At 42.5% G+C, this 15,134-nt stretch carries 14 protein-coding genes and 2 tRNA genes; 15 read left to right on the top strand and 1 reads right to left on the bottom strand.

Annotated elements, in window-relative coordinates:
- Positions 1 to 172 precede the first annotated feature (172 nt).
- Positions 173 to 246, top strand: a tRNA-Ile gene (locus ACDE64_RS16235).
- A 189-nt stretch (positions 247 to 435) separates the two neighbouring features.
- Here the strand turns inward: ACDE64_RS16235 and ACDE64_RS16230 are convergent.
- Positions 436 to 651 carry a hypothetical protein gene (locus ACDE64_RS16230; RefSeq protein ID WP_411347511.1) on the bottom strand — a complete coding sequence of 72 codons (216 nt, stop codon included), beginning with the start codon at positions 649 to 651 and terminating at the stop codon, positions 436 to 438.
- A gap of 294 nt (positions 652 to 945) precedes the next feature.
- Here ACDE64_RS16230 and ACDE64_RS16225 point away from each other — a divergent pair, with 294 nt between their 5' ends.
- The 14 genes from ACDE64_RS16225 to ACDE64_RS16160 all read left to right on the top strand — a co-directional run bounded on the left by ACDE64_RS16225 (position 946) and on the right by ACDE64_RS16160 (position 15,054).
- Positions 946 to 1,938, top strand: a complete 993-nt coding sequence (locus ACDE64_RS16225) for a LacI family DNA-binding transcriptional regulator (RefSeq protein ID WP_411343153.1) — start codon at positions 946 to 948, stop codon at positions 1,936 to 1,938.
- Between the two features lie 683 nt (positions 1,939 to 2,621).
- Positions 2,622 to 3,929: an ABC transporter substrate-binding protein gene (locus tag ACDE64_RS16220; protein ID WP_411347510.1), complete on the top strand. Its 1,308-nt coding sequence runs from the start codon at positions 2,622 to 2,624 to the stop codon at positions 3,927 to 3,929.
- A gap of 376 nt (positions 3,930 to 4,305) precedes the next feature.
- Positions 4,306 to 5,190, top strand: a complete 885-nt coding sequence (locus ACDE64_RS16215) for a carbohydrate ABC transporter permease (protein ID WP_411347509.1) — start codon at positions 4,306 to 4,308, stop codon at positions 5,188 to 5,190.
- Positions 5,190 to 6,026 (top strand): carbohydrate ABC transporter permease, encoded by an 837-nt coding sequence (locus ACDE64_RS16210; RefSeq protein ID WP_411347508.1) that lies wholly within the window; start codon positions 5,190 to 5,192, stop codon positions 6,024 to 6,026. The genes ACDE64_RS16215 and ACDE64_RS16210 overlap by 1 nt, the downstream gene beginning before the upstream one ends.
- A 320-nt stretch (positions 6,027 to 6,346) precedes the next feature.
- Entirely contained in the window at positions 6,347 to 8,101 is a 1,755-nt protein-coding gene (locus ACDE64_RS16205) for a glycoside hydrolase family 13 protein (protein WP_411350319.1), read from the top strand.
- Between the two features lie 54 nt (positions 8,102 to 8,155).
- On the top strand, positions 8,156 to 9,598 hold the full coding sequence (gene gtfA / locus ACDE64_RS16200; RefSeq protein WP_411347507.1) for a sucrose phosphorylase: 1,443 nt from the start codon (positions 8,156 to 8,158) through the stop codon (positions 9,596 to 9,598).
- A 222-nt stretch (positions 9,599 to 9,820) separates the two neighbouring features.
- Positions 9,821 to 9,906 (top strand) — tRNA-Leu (locus ACDE64_RS16195).
- 806 nt (positions 9,907 to 10,712) lie between these two features.
- A complete protein-coding gene (locus tag ACDE64_RS16190) occupies positions 10,713 to 10,940 on the top strand; it encodes a hypothetical protein (RefSeq protein ID WP_411347506.1) in 228 nt (75 codons plus the stop codon).
- Positions 10,941 to 10,943: 3 nt separating this feature from the next.
- Positions 10,944 to 11,162 (top strand): hypothetical protein, encoded by a 219-nt coding sequence (locus tag ACDE64_RS16185; RefSeq protein WP_411347505.1) that lies wholly within the window; start codon positions 10,944 to 10,946, stop codon positions 11,160 to 11,162.
- Between the two features lie 441 nt (positions 11,163 to 11,603).
- Complete coding sequence (locus ACDE64_RS16180; RefSeq protein WP_411350318.1) at positions 11,604 to 12,248, top strand: glycoside hydrolase family 25 protein; 645 nt, start codon at positions 11,604 to 11,606, stop codon at positions 12,246 to 12,248.
- A 171-nt stretch (positions 12,249 to 12,419) separates the two neighbouring features.
- Positions 12,420 to 12,683 carry a holin gene (locus tag ACDE64_RS16175; protein WP_411350317.1) on the top strand — a complete coding sequence of 88 codons (264 nt, stop codon included), beginning with the start codon at positions 12,420 to 12,422 and terminating at the stop codon, positions 12,681 to 12,683.
- A 331-nt stretch (positions 12,684 to 13,014) separates the two neighbouring features.
- Complete coding sequence (locus ACDE64_RS16170; protein ID WP_411347504.1) at positions 13,015 to 13,926, top strand: ParA family protein; 912 nt, start codon at positions 13,015 to 13,017, stop codon at positions 13,924 to 13,926.
- On the top strand, positions 13,910 to 14,371 hold the full coding sequence (locus ACDE64_RS16165) for a hypothetical protein (protein WP_411347503.1): 462 nt from the start codon (positions 13,910 to 13,912) through the stop codon (positions 14,369 to 14,371). The genes ACDE64_RS16170 and ACDE64_RS16165 overlap by 17 nt, the downstream gene beginning before the upstream one ends.
- A complete protein-coding gene (locus tag ACDE64_RS16160) occupies positions 14,368 to 15,054 on the top strand; it encodes a hypothetical protein (protein ID WP_411347502.1) in 687 nt (228 codons plus the stop codon). Before ACDE64_RS16165 ends, ACDE64_RS16160 begins: the two co-directional genes overlap by 4 nt.
- The last annotated feature ends 80 nt before the right edge of the window (positions 15,055 to 15,134 follow it).

The following is a 15,134-nucleotide window of genomic DNA, read 5'->3' as shown; positions in this document are numbered from 1 at the left end:
GTTCGTTTGGTTATCCAACGCAAAGTGTATACATTGCAAGACGTATACATCTTGTACTGACGTACTATACCCGTTGCATGAAAATGATTGACAATTCAGCAAAAATTGCGGTATATTAATTGAGTCGCTGTTTACATGAAGTACCATAATATTACGTTCATTATGTTGATGCGGGCCTATAGCTCAGTTGGTTAGAGCTACCGGCTCATAACCGGTTGGTCGGGGGTTCGAGTCCCTCTGGGCCCATATGAAAAAAGACGATTCGTCCGTTGAAGATTAGCGGACGAATCGTCTTTTTGTTTTTGTCTGATATTCAGTTTTTCTAGGTTGTATTTGGTTTACCGCCTACCTGTATTTCATCTTGTCATTGCTATGATCTCGATCTCTTGTCATTGCTATGATCGATTGAATCAGCACGATGATGTGTTAAAATAATCAGCTTTTATGCTTTTGCGGTTTGTCGTCGTCGCCAGTGAAATCGTCTTCTAGCTTTTCTAGTGAGTCGTCGACGGCTTGCTCTAGCAGATCGGATGCGCTATTTTTATGATTTGGGTCGGGATCAGGGATAGGATCTACACCTGCGCCTTTCCCTTGTTCAAATGCGTCGTCTTTGTTGCTATCGGTCAAGTGTTTATCGTTATGTTCAGTCATGAGTATACATCCTTTCTTGTTCTGGTTAGTTTGATATTCATGTGGCAATCCTTCATGTTCCAGTTTGTTCAGCCCTATTCATGCTATTGAATTCTAAGTAGCTTATGAGCATAGGGTACTGGATTGTACTCGTATTGGTGCAACATGTATAGGACACGCTGCACGAATACCTATGTTATCGAATAAACATAACAGCGTTGGTATGAATCAAATACGGCGTAGCGCTTTCCCATTTGCACAATATACGCTACACTAATTGAAACTGGTTTCAATGTCAGAATGGGAGTGTGGCAAATGGTAAATATTATTGATGTGGCACGCCATGCCGGTGTGTCCAAAACGACCGTTTCGCGCGTGATTAACAATTATCCGCATATTTCACCAGATAAGCGTCGTCAGGTGATGGAAGCGATGGAGGAGCTTGGGTTTGTACCGAATCCTTCAGCGCGTAAGCTACGGGGACAGGTTCCAACAACCATTGCCGTGATCGTGCCCAAGATTGTAAACCCGTTTTTTGCATATCTCGTCGATGCGATTGAGCAGGAAGGGCAGAGACATGGGTACCAGACGTTAATTTGCCAAACTAATGAGAAAAAGGATAAAGAATTGTCCTATCTTGATCTGCTCAAAAACAAGCAGGCAGACGGTATCATTATGGCATCCATTGAAAATGAGTGGTCTGAGATTGAGCCATATACGCAATATGGACCGATTGTATTGTGCAATGAATACGTCAATCAGAACGATGTGCCAACGATTCGAGCAGATCAATATGAAGGCACATATGCGGCAATGCGCCATCTGATCGACCGCGGACATCGCAAAATTATGTATTGCACAGGTGGGCTGTTTACCGATTATGGCAAGGACAAAGACCGCAATCAAGCGTACCAGAAGGCATTACAAGAAGCGGGTATCGCCGTTGACCCGGCATGGATTCTGATTGATCGTCATACGATTCAAGATGGCAAACAGGTGATGCAAACGATTCTAGATATGCCGGATCGCCCAACCGCCGTATTTACGGGTAGTGATGAGATTGCCAGCGGATTGATGATGGCGGCGCGGCAAGCAGGGATGCGTATTCCTGATGATCTGGCGATCATTGGCTTTGATGATCAGCCGATTGCCGAAGTGTTAAGCCCTTCCTTGAGTACGATTCGCCAACCGATTCCTGCCATGGGCAAGCATGCTGTACAGATGCTATTGCAGCTCATTAATCAAGAACCGTTGTCTAAGCCTTTATGCAAGTTACCTGTCGAATTAATCATACGCGAATCCACCTGATACTAGAATCATAAGGGTTCGTACTGGCGAAATTGGTATCGTTCCCAATTTAAATATTAGCATAACATCCTGCAGGAATGGTATTCGCGAAAAAAATAATCTGCACACTATTGAAACCGTTCCCAAAGGATGATATATTTATTCCACATAGCCAACCTGTATAATAAGGACTGGAAAATAAACCAATCATTTATCATGTAAGCGTTATTAAAGTGATGCCTGATGTAAAGAAAGATGATGTTCCAAACCAATGAAACAGGAATGGCAAAGAAGTCGTTTCGTACGATTACACAGCATGTATCCAAGCCTACGCTGATACGCCGAAGCAGTTGATTTCACTGACATTTACGTGTGTTTTACTGGTATCTACGTGAACGTTTGAAGCTGTCATGTATATTGAAGGTCTGGTGTTGGACACCAGTTATCGTATGGCTACAATGCGTAGTATTCCCCAGTCAAAGATATGCGCCAAAGTCAGCAAGGAGCATCGCACTGTCTATCGTACCGAGCGGCATCAACAATGAGCATCTATTTTTGGTATCGTTCCCAATCGTATAACAACTTGTTAATCAGCTTATATTTTTATACTTTGATTCTCAAAACGGTTGGAGACTGAATCATCATGGTTCAGCAATGTGTTTTGGCAATTATAGTTTAGCAATTATGTGATGGAGGGGTTTCTGTTGAGAAAAACATGGCAAAAAACACTGGCTTGGACAATGACGGGCGTACTGGCATTTACACTGGCAGGTTGTGGTAATGCAAGTTCGGACAGCAGCGGAAGCGGCAGTACAACCGCAGATGGCAAAGTTAGCATTATTATTACTAACGGCAAAGGCGAGATGGCCTCCCAGTGGGCGCAGGCAGCCAAGGACTTTATGGCAGAGAATCCAGACATTCAAGTGGAAGCAGTATCGAGCGCTGTCGGCGATACCGTCTCACTGCTGGACAAACTGACTGCATCCGGTAAAACAGTAACGCTAGCGATGATGTCGCCCGACTCTATTACGAACAAATACAAAGATTTTGGCATTGACCTGTCTCAGGAAAAGTGGAATCAGGACACCGAATACGGAGTGAAGGATGCCAATGGCAAAATCGCCGGCTTCCCGTTCTCCATCGAAGGCTTTGGGCTCGTTTACAACAAAACTGTGCTGGACAAAGTAGAAGGCGGAACCTTTGATCCATTTACCATCAATACACGTGATAAGCTACAAGCATTACTCGACAAAATCAAAGCATCCGGCATCACCTATCCGGTCGCGTATCAAACGGAAAACTGGTCGGTTGCCAATCACTATAGTACACAATTCCTCAATCAGGCAGCCGATCCGAATACAATCGTAGATCAACTGAAAGCAGGCACACTCGATCTAGCAAGCAATCCGGTTTGGAACGGATACTACGATACGCTTGACCTGCTTGTATCACCAGAGTACAACAAATACGGCGAACGTCCTCTAGGCAAATATTACGATGATGCTCACGTTAGCGTCGGCAAAGGCGAGTCTGCTATTCTGTTTAACGGGAACTGGGCATACGACTCGTTGAAAGCGGTATCAGGTGAATCGTTCGGTTTCATGCCGGTGCCAGTGGACAACGACGCATCCAATCCATTGAATAACAAAATCGCGGCTGGTCCGACCAACATCCTCGTCATCAACCAGAAAGCAACGCCAGAGCAGCAAGCGGCTGCCAAGAAGTTTCTGGACTGGATCGTCTATAACAAAAAAGGTCAGGATTTCCTCGTCAATCAGTCACAGGTCATCTCAGCATTCAAAAACAATCCATACAAAGTCAGCAACCCACTCGGCGCCGCACTAGCAGAAGCGATCAAGGACGGCAAAACACTGCCATTCAGCTCCAACTATGTCAAAGTCGAAGACTGGGGCAGCATCCTAGCACCCGATATCCAGAAATACATCGCCAAAAAAGAAACCCGCGCCGAGCTGGCACAGGTCATTCAAAACTATTACAAAAACCAGAAGTAACACAAAAACCAGAAGTAACAGACCAGCTGTCGTACGCTTCTTATATATGAATCCCATTTTGCTTAGTATGACGCACATGGATTGAACGTCGATTGGACTGCGTATATGACTGTGGGATTTCTACCCACTGTTGCATCAGCCGATGATTGTATATTGTGTCCATGTTCATCGGCTGGCACAGAGGGGTATATAGGCGCCAATCAATCCGGTACCCATGCCTCATATCATTCCAAAGTCTATCATTCATTCTATAATCGATAGTTAACTTCCATATCGACTCACCAACGACATACGCTTATGTAAAAGCAAAATTCCAATCGAAGCAATTGCCTTACTCTTGATTCACCAAACCGTTTACAGGCAGGTGTTCTCCACTATGATATCTGAAAAAAATCCGCTGCGGCGTTGGCTGCTGCAACTGTTTTTCACTGGACCGACGATCGTCTTTTTCTGCATCGCTGTTATGGTGCCGTTCGCATATGGACTTTATATGACGTTTCATACGGTATCATCGCCGCTTGATCCGCTGCAATTCGCTGGGCTTGCCAATTATCGTGAAGCGTTTCAGGATGAGAATTTCTGGGCGGCGATGTGGCTAACTGTGAAGTTTGTTCTGGCAACGGTCATTTTGATCAATATTCTTGGCTTTTTGCTCGCTTTTCTAGTGACTTCAGGTGTGCGTTTTCAGAATTTTTTCCGTACATCGCTGTTTACGCCTAATCTGATCGGTGGATTGGTACTCGGTTATATTTGGCAATTTATCTTCGTCCAGACGCTACCCGCACTTGGCGAAAAGTTCAATATCGAATGGCTGCGACTCGGCTGGCTTGGTGATGAGACGATGGCGTTCTGGGCGATTGTCATCGTCTCGATCTGGCAATCGGCAGGCTATATGATGATTATCTTTGTCGCTGGGCTAGTCAATGTACCGAAGGATGTACTCGAAGCGGCAACAATTGACGGGGCGAATGGCTGGCAGCGTCTACGTGCAGTTACCTTGCCGCTGATGGTTCCTTCATTCGTCGTGACCGTGTTTTTAACGTTGAAAAATGCGTTTATGGTGTACGATCTCAACTACTCGCTTACCGAGGGTGGACCGTATGGCAGTACGACGATGGTTTCCATGCAGGTTGTACAAAAGGCATTTACCGAGAACAACTATGGTGTCGGTCAGGCGGAAGCATTTGTACTGTTTCTGATCGTCGCAATGATTACCGGGCTGCAAGTGTATTTTAGTAAAAAGATGGAGGTGTCGGCATAATGGGAATCGGCAAAAAAGTGACCTTGCCATTCATCTACGCGCTGTTGATCATCTTCTTTCTCCTGTTTGTATTTCCGTTTCTACTGATTATTATGAACTCCTTCAAAAGCAATGGCGAGATTCTGGAAAGTCCATTCGCGCTACCGACCAGCTTCACCTTCGGGCATTTTGCTGAAGTGATCGACAAGATGAATTTTTTCGTCTCATTTAGCAATACGGTGATAGTCACCTTTTTCTCGGTCATCTTTATCGGTTTGTTTGCTTCGATGACCGCTTATTATATGGTGCGTCGTGGTGGCAGATTGAATAACGGGCTGTTTGTTCTATTGGTGGCGTCGATGATTATTCCATTTCAATCGATCATGATTCCACTCATTTACATTTATGGTGCCAAGCTACACTGGATTGATGCGGCGCCGCTGCCATTTCTGATTGTTCTGTATATCGGCTTTGGCAGCGCGCTGTCGGTATTTATGTATCACGGATTCGTCAAATCGATTCCGTATGAACTGGAAGAAGCATCGTTGCTGGACGGCTGTACACGTCCGCAAACCTTTTTCAAAATCGTACTGCCGATGCTGTCACCGATTACAGCCACCATTGCGATTCTGAATGTACTGTGGATCTGGAACGATTATTTGCTGCCGTCGCTTGTGCTGACGGATGAACGCTATTTTACAATGCCTATCAAAATGAAAGCCTTCAACGGCACGTATATGAACAACTGGGAATTGCTCATTCCGGCGCTACTGTTGACAATTTTGCCGATTCTGATCGCCTATCTGTTCGGTCAGCGCTATATTATTCGCGGCGTTAGTCAGGGTGCGATCAAGTAACATATTCAAGCATATATGTTCATCAAAAGATGCATGAATATCGAAAGGGATAGATGCATAGCTAGCTGTATTTTAGAAGAGATAGATTTAGAAGAGATAGAATAGAGAGCGCTCCACAACGCTCTATAGAATAGGAGATGAATGGAATGAGTGAACCGCTGCAACAGCGTAAAACGAATACTGTGCCAGTAACAGACAGCTATACACATAACGATACGCCATTCACTAGCAAGCCTATGGATCATGGGCAACTTCAACAATTATCAGCACAGCATGAACAGAACTACGATACGCAACAGCAACATGAAACACAGCAGCAATTGCGCCCGGGCTGGTGGAAAGAAAGCGTCGTGTACCAGATTTACCCGCGTAGCTTTCAAGATTCAAACAGCGACGGGATTGGCGATCTGCGCGGCATTATTCAGCGACTGGACTATATCCATGCACTGGGCGCCGATGTGATCTGGTTATGCCCGGTGTACGATTCGCCGAATGACGATAACGGTTATGACATTCGCGATTATTACCGGATTCATGAAGAATTCGGCACGATGGAAGAAATGGAAGAATTAATTACTAGAGCAGGAGAATACGGCATTCGTATCATTATGGATCTGGTTGCCAATCATACGTCCGACGAGCACGCTTGGTTCGTAGAATCGCGTAGCTCACTGGATAATGACAAGCGCGATTGGTACATCTGGCGACCGGGTCAAGATGGACAAACGCCGAACAACTGGGGATCGCATTTTGGTGGTTCTGCTTGGGAATATGATGAGGTGACTGGGGAATATTATTTGCACTGCTTTTCACGTAAGCAGCCAGATTTAAATTGGGAAAATCCGCAGGTACGTAGCGAGCTGTACCGTATGATGGAATGGTGGATTCAGCTTGGTATTGCTGGCTTCCGCATCGATGCGATTACGTTTATAAAAAAAGACCAGCACTTGCTATCGCCAGCGATCAACGTAGTACAACAGGACGAACATGCAGTGACTTCCATCGCGCAACAGGAGCTTACAACCGCCCAGACAAATCCCACGAGCACGCAGGCAAATTCTACAACGACTCCGGCAATGATACCCGTCATCGCTGCCTGTCTGAATCGTCCGGGCATTATGGACTTTTTACAGGAGATGAAGCGTGAAGTGTTGGTGCCGCATCAGGCGATGACCGTGGCGGAAGCGCCAGGGGTGCCGATCGACGATGTGGATCAATATGTGGATGAGGACGAGGGCGTATTCAATATGATTTTCCAATTTGACCATGTGGATCTGGATCTGAATCCAGAGGAGCAGGGTATGTACCAGCATTGGAACTTAACCGATTTTAAACGGGTGCTATCTCACTGGCAAGAAGCGACAAGCCGCAACAGCTGGATGGCGCTATATCTGGAAAATCACGACCATGTGCGCAGCGTATCGAAGTTCGCCCATGACGGTCAGCACCGCGAAGCCGCCGCCAAAATGCTGGCTGCTTACTATTTGCTCATGCGCGGCACGCCGTTCATTTATCAGGGGCAGGAGCTAGGCATGACGAATCATCGCTTCGACTCTATCGAGGATTACCGCGATCTGGACAGTATCCGTATGTATCATGAGCAGCGTGCCGCTGGACGAGCAGAAGAGGACATTATGGAGTATCTGTATCGCCGCAGTCGCGATCAGGGGAGAACGCCGATGCAGTGGAATGCTGAAGCGGGAGCGGGCTTTACACAAGGAACACCGTGGCTTCAGATCAATCCCAATCATACGCAGATTAACGTGGAAGATCAACTTGCCAATGAGCGATCCGTGCTGCATTTCTATCGTAAGCTGGTTCAATTGCGGAAGCAGCATCCGGCGCTAATATATGGTGATTATACGCCAATTCAGAATGATTCCGAACAAATTGCTGCATATATTCGTTCCTACAAGCAGGAATTTTGGAGTGTGTGGTGTAATTTTACAGATAGCACGATCTCTCTGCCTGAACATAGAGGTGACGACATCATGCTGTGCAATCTGGAGCATCATGAAAGCGGTATATTGCAACCGTTTGAGACTGTCATATTCCGCTCCCTGCGTCCAGATTGATTCTGACAATCGGTACTACACATCATTCACCACGACTGAAAAGGGGAACCGTACATGCCAATTCAAAACAAAGCAATGCTGATCACGTATGCGGATAGTCTAGGCAATAACATGGGCGAGCTGGCAGATATTCTTGACCAGCATTTGCAAGATGTCATTAGCGGCGTTCATTTACTGCCATTTTATCCGTCGTCCGGTGATCGCGGGTTCGCGCCAATGGATTATACGCAGGTAGACCCGGCGCTGGGCAGTTGGGAAGATGTACGCCGGATTAGTAACAACTTCTATATGATGTACGATTTTATGATTAATCATATTTCCCAGCAATCGAAGTATTTTCAAGATTTTTTGGAAAAGAAAGATGCATCTGCATATGCCGATCTGTTTATCCGTTACAAGGACTTCTGGCCGAATGGCGAACCGACCGAAGAAGATGTCGATCTGATCTACAAACGTAAGCCGCGTGCGCCGTATGTAGAAGTGACATTTCAAGATGGTAGCACGGAAAAGGTATGGTGTACGTTTGACGAGCAGCAGATCGATTTGGATGTGACGACCGAGACGACGCGTCAGTTTGTCCGTGACAATCTGAATTTCCTCGCTGAGCAGGGAGCATCTGTCATTCGTCTGGATGCTTTTGCGTATGCGAATAAGAAGATTGGCACCAACTGCTTCTTCGTCGAGCCAGACATCTGGGAGATGCTGCAATACGCGGCAGACCTGACCGAAGCGAAGGGCGTGGAAGTACTACCGGAGATTCACGAGCATTACAGCATTCAACTAAAAATCGCTGATAAGGGCTATTATGTATACGATTTTGCCTTGCCGATGCTTGTACTACATGCACTATACAGCGGACAAACCAATCGCCTTGCTCACTGGCTGAATATCTGTCCGCGTAAGCAGTTCACCACACTGGATACACATGACGGCATCGGTGTCGTCGATGTAAAAGACCTGATGACTGACGAAGAAGCCGAGATGACACGTGAAAGCCTGTATAGCAAAGGCGCCAACGTGAAGAAAATCTATAGCAGTGAAGCGTACAACAATCTGGATATTTATCAGATCAACTGTACGTATTATTCTGCGCTTGGCAACAACGATCAGGCGTATGTGCTGGCAAGGGCGCTGCAATGCTTCGCACCGGGCATTCCGCAGATTTATTATGTCGGCCTGCTGGCAGGAGAGAACGACATTGAGCTGCTGGAGCGGACGAAGGAAGGACGTAATATCAACCGTCACTATTACAGTAAAGACGAAGTAGAGCAGGAGATTCAGCGTCCAGTTGTGCAGCGTTTGTTCGATCTGTTGCGCTTCCGCAATACAAGCACTGCTTTTGACGGCGAGATTGCGGTGGAGGAGAGCGGAGAGAATGAGCTGACGATCACTTGGAGTCATGGGGAGACGGCGGCACGTCTGCAAGCGAACCTGAAGACACATGAATTTACCGTGAGTGAGAATGTGGATGGTGCAGGCTGGCAAGATGTATTGTAATGGGTTTGTCAGTATATAGGATGTGAGATGAGGGGGAATATTGCACAGAATTCCCCCTCATTTCATATGTTTTAAAATTTTACTTTACAATATAGCTCATCTGTTATACGATATATTGGTGTTCGGAAAACGGAAGTGACTTTCTGAAATGCCAGTATACATAGCAATCAGCAGTTTATGCTTTACCATTGATGAACACACAAGCAACAACCTATTGAACATGCCGGGGTGGCGGAATTGGCAGACGCACAGGACTTAAAATCCTGCGGTAGGTGACTACCGTACGGGTTCGACCCCCGTCCTCGGCATATATGATTTGACTTGAAAACTCTTGCACAGCAAGGGTTTTTTTGTTTTGTTGATTAGATATTCGTGTTTGTTTCTTCATTTTAGAATAAGTGTCATTTTCAGTTTTGGGGACGGATTGGGGACGAACGTTGAGATTGAATACTTCAAGATGTGTTGTGGTTTTAAGACTTAGCTTTTTAGTAACATGAGGATATGTGTTTGAGTTGATTTTTGAAGTAGAATTTCTCAGCCTATGTTGGATCTCTTTAATAGATATGCTTTGCTAGGTTCTGGAAGATTTTGTTATGAACTTTAAATTACGTAAAGATTTTGTATGAACTTTCAAGTCTGATATATATCACTTAGGCATATTTACATAGTCTTCAGATGCTTCATTTTTTGCATCGCTTAGAATAGCTTTTCCGTTCTCCGTATTTGAGATACTTTCCTCTATACAAAGCTGATTGTTTATAAAATCATAATCATCTTTTTTGGACGCAATGAGTTCTTCTCAACGAAAACCTCCAATTATAGCTCCTCAAAAATATAATTTCCATAATGATGTTCGTTTGGTGATAATTTCAATAGCTACACCTTCTTCGAAAAGTTATTTCTATTTTTTGCATTTTTTATCTTTCTTACTTATCTGTAGTCATTGTATACTGTGCATTGGATTTTTATTAATCATGCCCAATTCTACTGAGCGTTTAAAAATACTACCGCTAGCTTATTTTCTTATCACCCGTTGATAGAGGCTACTGGAAGCAATGGGCATGAGGGCACTACTAAAGTTAAGGATTAACATAGCACCGTAAGGCGTTTTTTTATGCGTTTTAATCATATAACAAAGGAGCGACGCGGGCGCAAGATACTAAAAGATGCAGTGATACGAGCGGAAGCTGGACGGGAACGGGCAGAGGTTGAGCGGGACGAAGCACAAAGCGCATTTCAAGCGCTCGTAAACGATATTAACGCCGAGCGGAAAGAAGTCCTTGAGTCGCTAACCGGTATGGTCAGCAAAATTAAAAAGTATACCGACCATCGGGTAAGGTAAAGCATGTTTCGTAAATTGTTCAAGCGGTTCGTGCCTAAAGTGCCAGAGCCGCACGAAATATCAAAAAAGCCGGGAATCGCAAAGGTCAAACGCCGGGCGTGGATTGAACATGTTGCTTATCAGGATGCATCAGAAAAATTAAAGAGAGAAATTGAAAAGAACGGATTTGCTCCGTATCTGATCTATGAGTATAAGAAGGGTGAGCACAAACGTGATACTTAACGATGTGTTGCTATTACTATTATACGCAGTGTCTGAGTTTTGCGTAATTTACATGATCGTGAAGTTTTATCTTTATTTTCGGGAACGATTCACAGTCGAATTGGTTAGCCAGTATATGCTAGCCATGCTTAGATTCATGGTTGCTTATGGCATTGAAATGGCAACAGCGTTTTGTATCCGGATCAGCTATATCATGCAGCCGGGAGATAGCCCGATCAATCATGCCCTCCAGACATATACTTGGACAGCAGTTCAGTGCCTAACAACGATATCGTTGATCATATTGGCGATGTTAACGCGTAAAATGCTTTTTGATGCTTGGTTTAATTTACGTTGTCAGAATCAGCGGCAAGAACATAAACAGAAAGAAGATAACGAATAATGTAAAACCGAAAAGCAGGCAATGTACAAGGGATCGACGTATCCCATCATTAAGGCAATATTGATTGGAGAGGTGTCGCAGCCAGCGGCATCTCTTTTGCTTTTATTAAGGCGACGCAAAATCGTATCGATACAAAGTACATCCAGAACATCACTGCTGACCGCGCCGCCGGACTGCTAGCAGGCATATATCACTTCTTGGACAATTCGGTCATTACACCGGATCAAGCCCGTATCGCTGTTACTTTCCTTCAGGAGATTGAACGATTAACTGGCAAACGCCCGATTCTGTATACGTACCCAGCGTTCATTGGTAACTTTAGCGGTCTATCTCAATATCCGCTTTGGATCGCCCGTTACAGCGCCAGCAGAGTGCCAGAGGATGCGCAAGGCTGGAATAGTTGGGAGTTTTGGCAGTATCGCGGTGGAGTGGACGGCGAAGGTGGTACGCTGCCGAATGGTAATCAGCGCATCTCTGGTATAGGAGGTCCTATTGATCTGAACGAATACAACGGCACAGAAGCCGAGCTGCGATCCAAATACGGAAAGCAGACAGTTGCTAAACCGGAAACCACTCCTGAACAAAAGCAGATCTGTGTGGTGTGTGAAACTACGGTTAAGACTGGTCATTTGATCGGAGATATTATCTATGTAGCTGTGTGTGACCGCCCTAGCGGATATGTTCCGGGTTACAGTCGACTTTGACAACTCTAGTAAAGCGGCTATTATCAACGGACGTAAGTTACAGGATACGAAGCTGGTTGACGGTAAGGCATATTTGAAGGTACGTCCGCTTGTCAAAGCATTCGGTGGCGTACTGGTATGGGATAACGAAAGCAAAAAAATAATCAAGAAAGGTTGATAAATATGGATAAAATGCAATTGGTTCTGGCTTTTGCCTCTACACTGGCAGTCGTGGTACTTGCACTGGTAAAGCTTGTGAAGACGACTGCAAACATACCAAAGAATGTGTTGCTAGTGATTGGACTTATAGTAGGATTGTTGATTGGAGCAGCGGCGTATCCATTTAGCAATTTGGAGTTAGTGCTGCGATTATGGGCAGGTGGACTAGCTGGACTTTCGGCTACAGGATTATTCGAACTTACATTTAAGAACAGACCAGGCACTACTAGTAAATGAAGTTTCGTATAATACAATGTTTTGCTAAAATAGACTTGGTCTTTTTTATATTTCAAACATGCTTATACTAGTAAATAAAAGACTTCTAGTGTTATTCTAGAAGTCTTTATAATTTAATACGCTATTTAGACAATTAGGTGTTAATATGAGATTATAGCTTGTTTTTAAAACAGAACTTTTAATTTTAAATTTTAAATAAAAGTAATTATGTATGTGACTAAACATAATATAAGTAGTTAATAGAAATTTTAAAATGACTCTAAAAAATACATACCAAGTTACCGTTAATAATACTTATGAAGAAAATTATGTTAATTTTGGAGGCGTAAGTATGAGGAATGTTATTTCTTTCTTAAATATGAAAGGCGGAGTAGGTAAAACGACATTATGCAAAGAAATTGGACTTTACTTATCTAGGAACAATAAAAAAGTACTATTGATTGATGTTGATCCTCAAGGCAACTTAACACAATCTATATTTGAGAAATTTAAGTATAGACATGAGTATGAATCAGAAACTGAAAATAATAAAAAGTATAGAATATGTAAAGCTACTATAAGTAATGTTTTTGAATATACATCAGTTGTTGAAGGGGCAAAAGAAGCCGATTTTATACTTACTTTGGATGAGAATCTTTCCATTATTCCTGGTGATCTTAACGCGGTGTTCTTCGAAAGGTCTGGGGGGAGTTCTGAAAGCGAAAATGCTATTAAAAATCTTATCGAAGATTTTAATATCAAAGAAAAATATGATTACATATTAATGGACTGTCCACCCACTTTTTCCTTTTATACTACGGCTGCTTTGCTAGCTAGCGACTTTTATATTTCGCCTATTCATCCAGATTCGTACTCCGTCTTGGGAATTGATTTATTATTTCAAGTTGCAGAGAGGTTAAGAAAAGTTTACAGAGATAGATTTAAACTCTTACCACTGGAGCATTTAGGTGTTATTTTTACTAATATACCAAGACCAAGAAGTATTCCGACTGGCATGCAAAATATGATGGATGATATTCGAGGTAGTAAAGTACTGAGAGATTTACAAGTGAATTTCTTTAATACAATATTTCATTCAAATAAAGAATTCTCAAAAAAAATAGATTATTTTATAGCAGATTCGAATAGTGAATTGTCTTATCGAAATTTGCGCGATATAGTAACCGAATTTGAAAAAAGTATTCATCTACTTCGAGAAGATCAAAGGATGGAAAGAGGGGGAGAAGATGGAGAAGAGTCCTGAAAACACTCTTTATAACAGGATATCAAGGATAAGAAAAGCGGACAGTGAAGAAAATTTAAGGTTTGAAATGTATGCAATAGTAACTGCGTTCATCTTATCAAAAGAAATATTCAAAAAAAATATAGATATACAATCATTTATTGAGAATGTACAAGAACCAAATTCAGTAGAAGAGAAAGAAAAGTTTAAGAATTACAGGCCTTACATTTATGATAGTAGAAGTGTTCTATTGTCTCGCGTTTTAAGAAAAATTGAAAAAGGTGAGAAGCAATTTTTATATCACTTCGCGTTAGATATAAGGAGCCATATAGAGAAGCAATATGATAGTATTATTTATGAAAAAAGTAAAGAAACTCGTTCAAATGAAGGCGATAAAAGAGCCTCTTCTATAAATTACACTGATTCTTTGTTTGAAAAATTTAAAAGAAAAGGGAATAACGAATGATTGATCAAGATTTAAGCAGATATAAAAGTTTTGTTCAAGAAAATTATCCGAATACAGGAGCAGTTGGTAATATTGTATTCGATAAGATTTATATTGAAGTAAAAAAAAATATGACTTTTATCAAATTGATTAAAAAAATCGATAATCAATCTGATAATACTAGAACTCAATTGTATCAAGATTTTCAGTTATTTAATTTAAGGATTTTGTATCATTTACCTTCTAACGATGAATTTGTAAACAATATCATAGTTAGGGTGGTATCTGAAAATATATTGAGGCTATGCTTATCTCTTATTAATAAAGAATGTGCTGATATACATGTAATGTCTTATAATAATTTGATTTCCAATCTTGAAGAAAGAGCCTTTTCGAGAAGATACCCTACGTTATATGATCACTTAACGAGATTATTTGGTAATTACTCTCAAGATGTACATGGAGAGAATATAGGGCGTTTGAGTGAGAAAGAATACCTCACATCAATTAGAAACATTCAAAGCATAAATGAATTACAGAAAATTCTTAAAGTTTACGAGAATATATCGAAAGAAATTGTTCCTTTTTTCTTAAAGGAAATCAAAACAAAAAGAGAAGATTTGAATGTGGGAGTTTTGAGTGAAATAGAAAGAGTTGTTGGACAAGAAGCATATGAGAAAAATTTTTGTAGAAAAGAAATATAATTTTTAAACTTTTGTAATCAAGGTAGTATGTAGCATTGTTACATTGGCTTAATTGGTTTTGTACACATTTAAAGTTCTAA

This window comes from Paenibacillus sp. WLX2291 (assembly GCF_046603665.1).
Lineage (GTDB): Bacteria > Bacillota > Bacilli > Paenibacillales > Paenibacillaceae > Saccharibacillus.
This window is presented reverse-complemented; position numbering and strand designations above follow the sequence as displayed.

Bases quoted from the DNA above. Each gene is read 5' to 3' on its own strand.
- ACDE64_RS16230 (WP_411347511.1), bottom strand. From the start codon at position 651: ATGACTGAACATAACGATAAACACTTGACCGATAGCAACAAAGACGAC.
- ACDE64_RS16225 (WP_411343153.1), top strand. From the start codon at position 946: ATGGTAAATATTATTGATGTGGCACGCCATGCCGGTGTGTCCAAAACG.
- ACDE64_RS16215 (WP_411347509.1), top strand. From the start codon at position 4,306: ATGATATCTGAAAAAAATCCGCTGCGGCGTTGGCTGCTGCAACTGTTT.
- ACDE64_RS16210 (WP_411347508.1), top strand. From the start codon at position 5,190: ATGGGAATCGGCAAAAAAGTGACCTTGCCATTCATCTACGCGCTGTTG.
- gtfA (WP_411347507.1), top strand. From the start codon at position 8,156: ATGCCAATTCAAAACAAAGCAATGCTGATCACGTATGCGGATAGTCTA.
- ACDE64_RS16190 (WP_411347506.1), top strand. From the start codon at position 10,713: ATGCGTTTTAATCATATAACAAAGGAGCGACGCGGGCGCAAGATACTA.
- ACDE64_RS16185 (WP_411347505.1), top strand. From the start codon at position 10,944: ATGTTTCGTAAATTGTTCAAGCGGTTCGTGCCTAAAGTGCCAGAGCCG.
- ACDE64_RS16175 (WP_411350317.1), top strand. From the start codon at position 12,420: ATGCAATTGGTTCTGGCTTTTGCCTCTACACTGGCAGTCGTGGTACTT.
- ACDE64_RS16170 (WP_411347504.1), top strand. From the start codon at position 13,015: ATGAGGAATGTTATTTCTTTCTTAAATATGAAAGGCGGAGTAGGTAAA.
- ACDE64_RS16165 (WP_411347503.1), top strand. From the start codon at position 13,910: ATGGAGAAGAGTCCTGAAAACACTCTTTATAACAGGATATCAAGGATA.
- ACDE64_RS16160 (WP_411347502.1), top strand. From the start codon at position 14,368: ATGATTGATCAAGATTTAAGCAGATATAAAAGTTTTGTTCAAGAAAAT.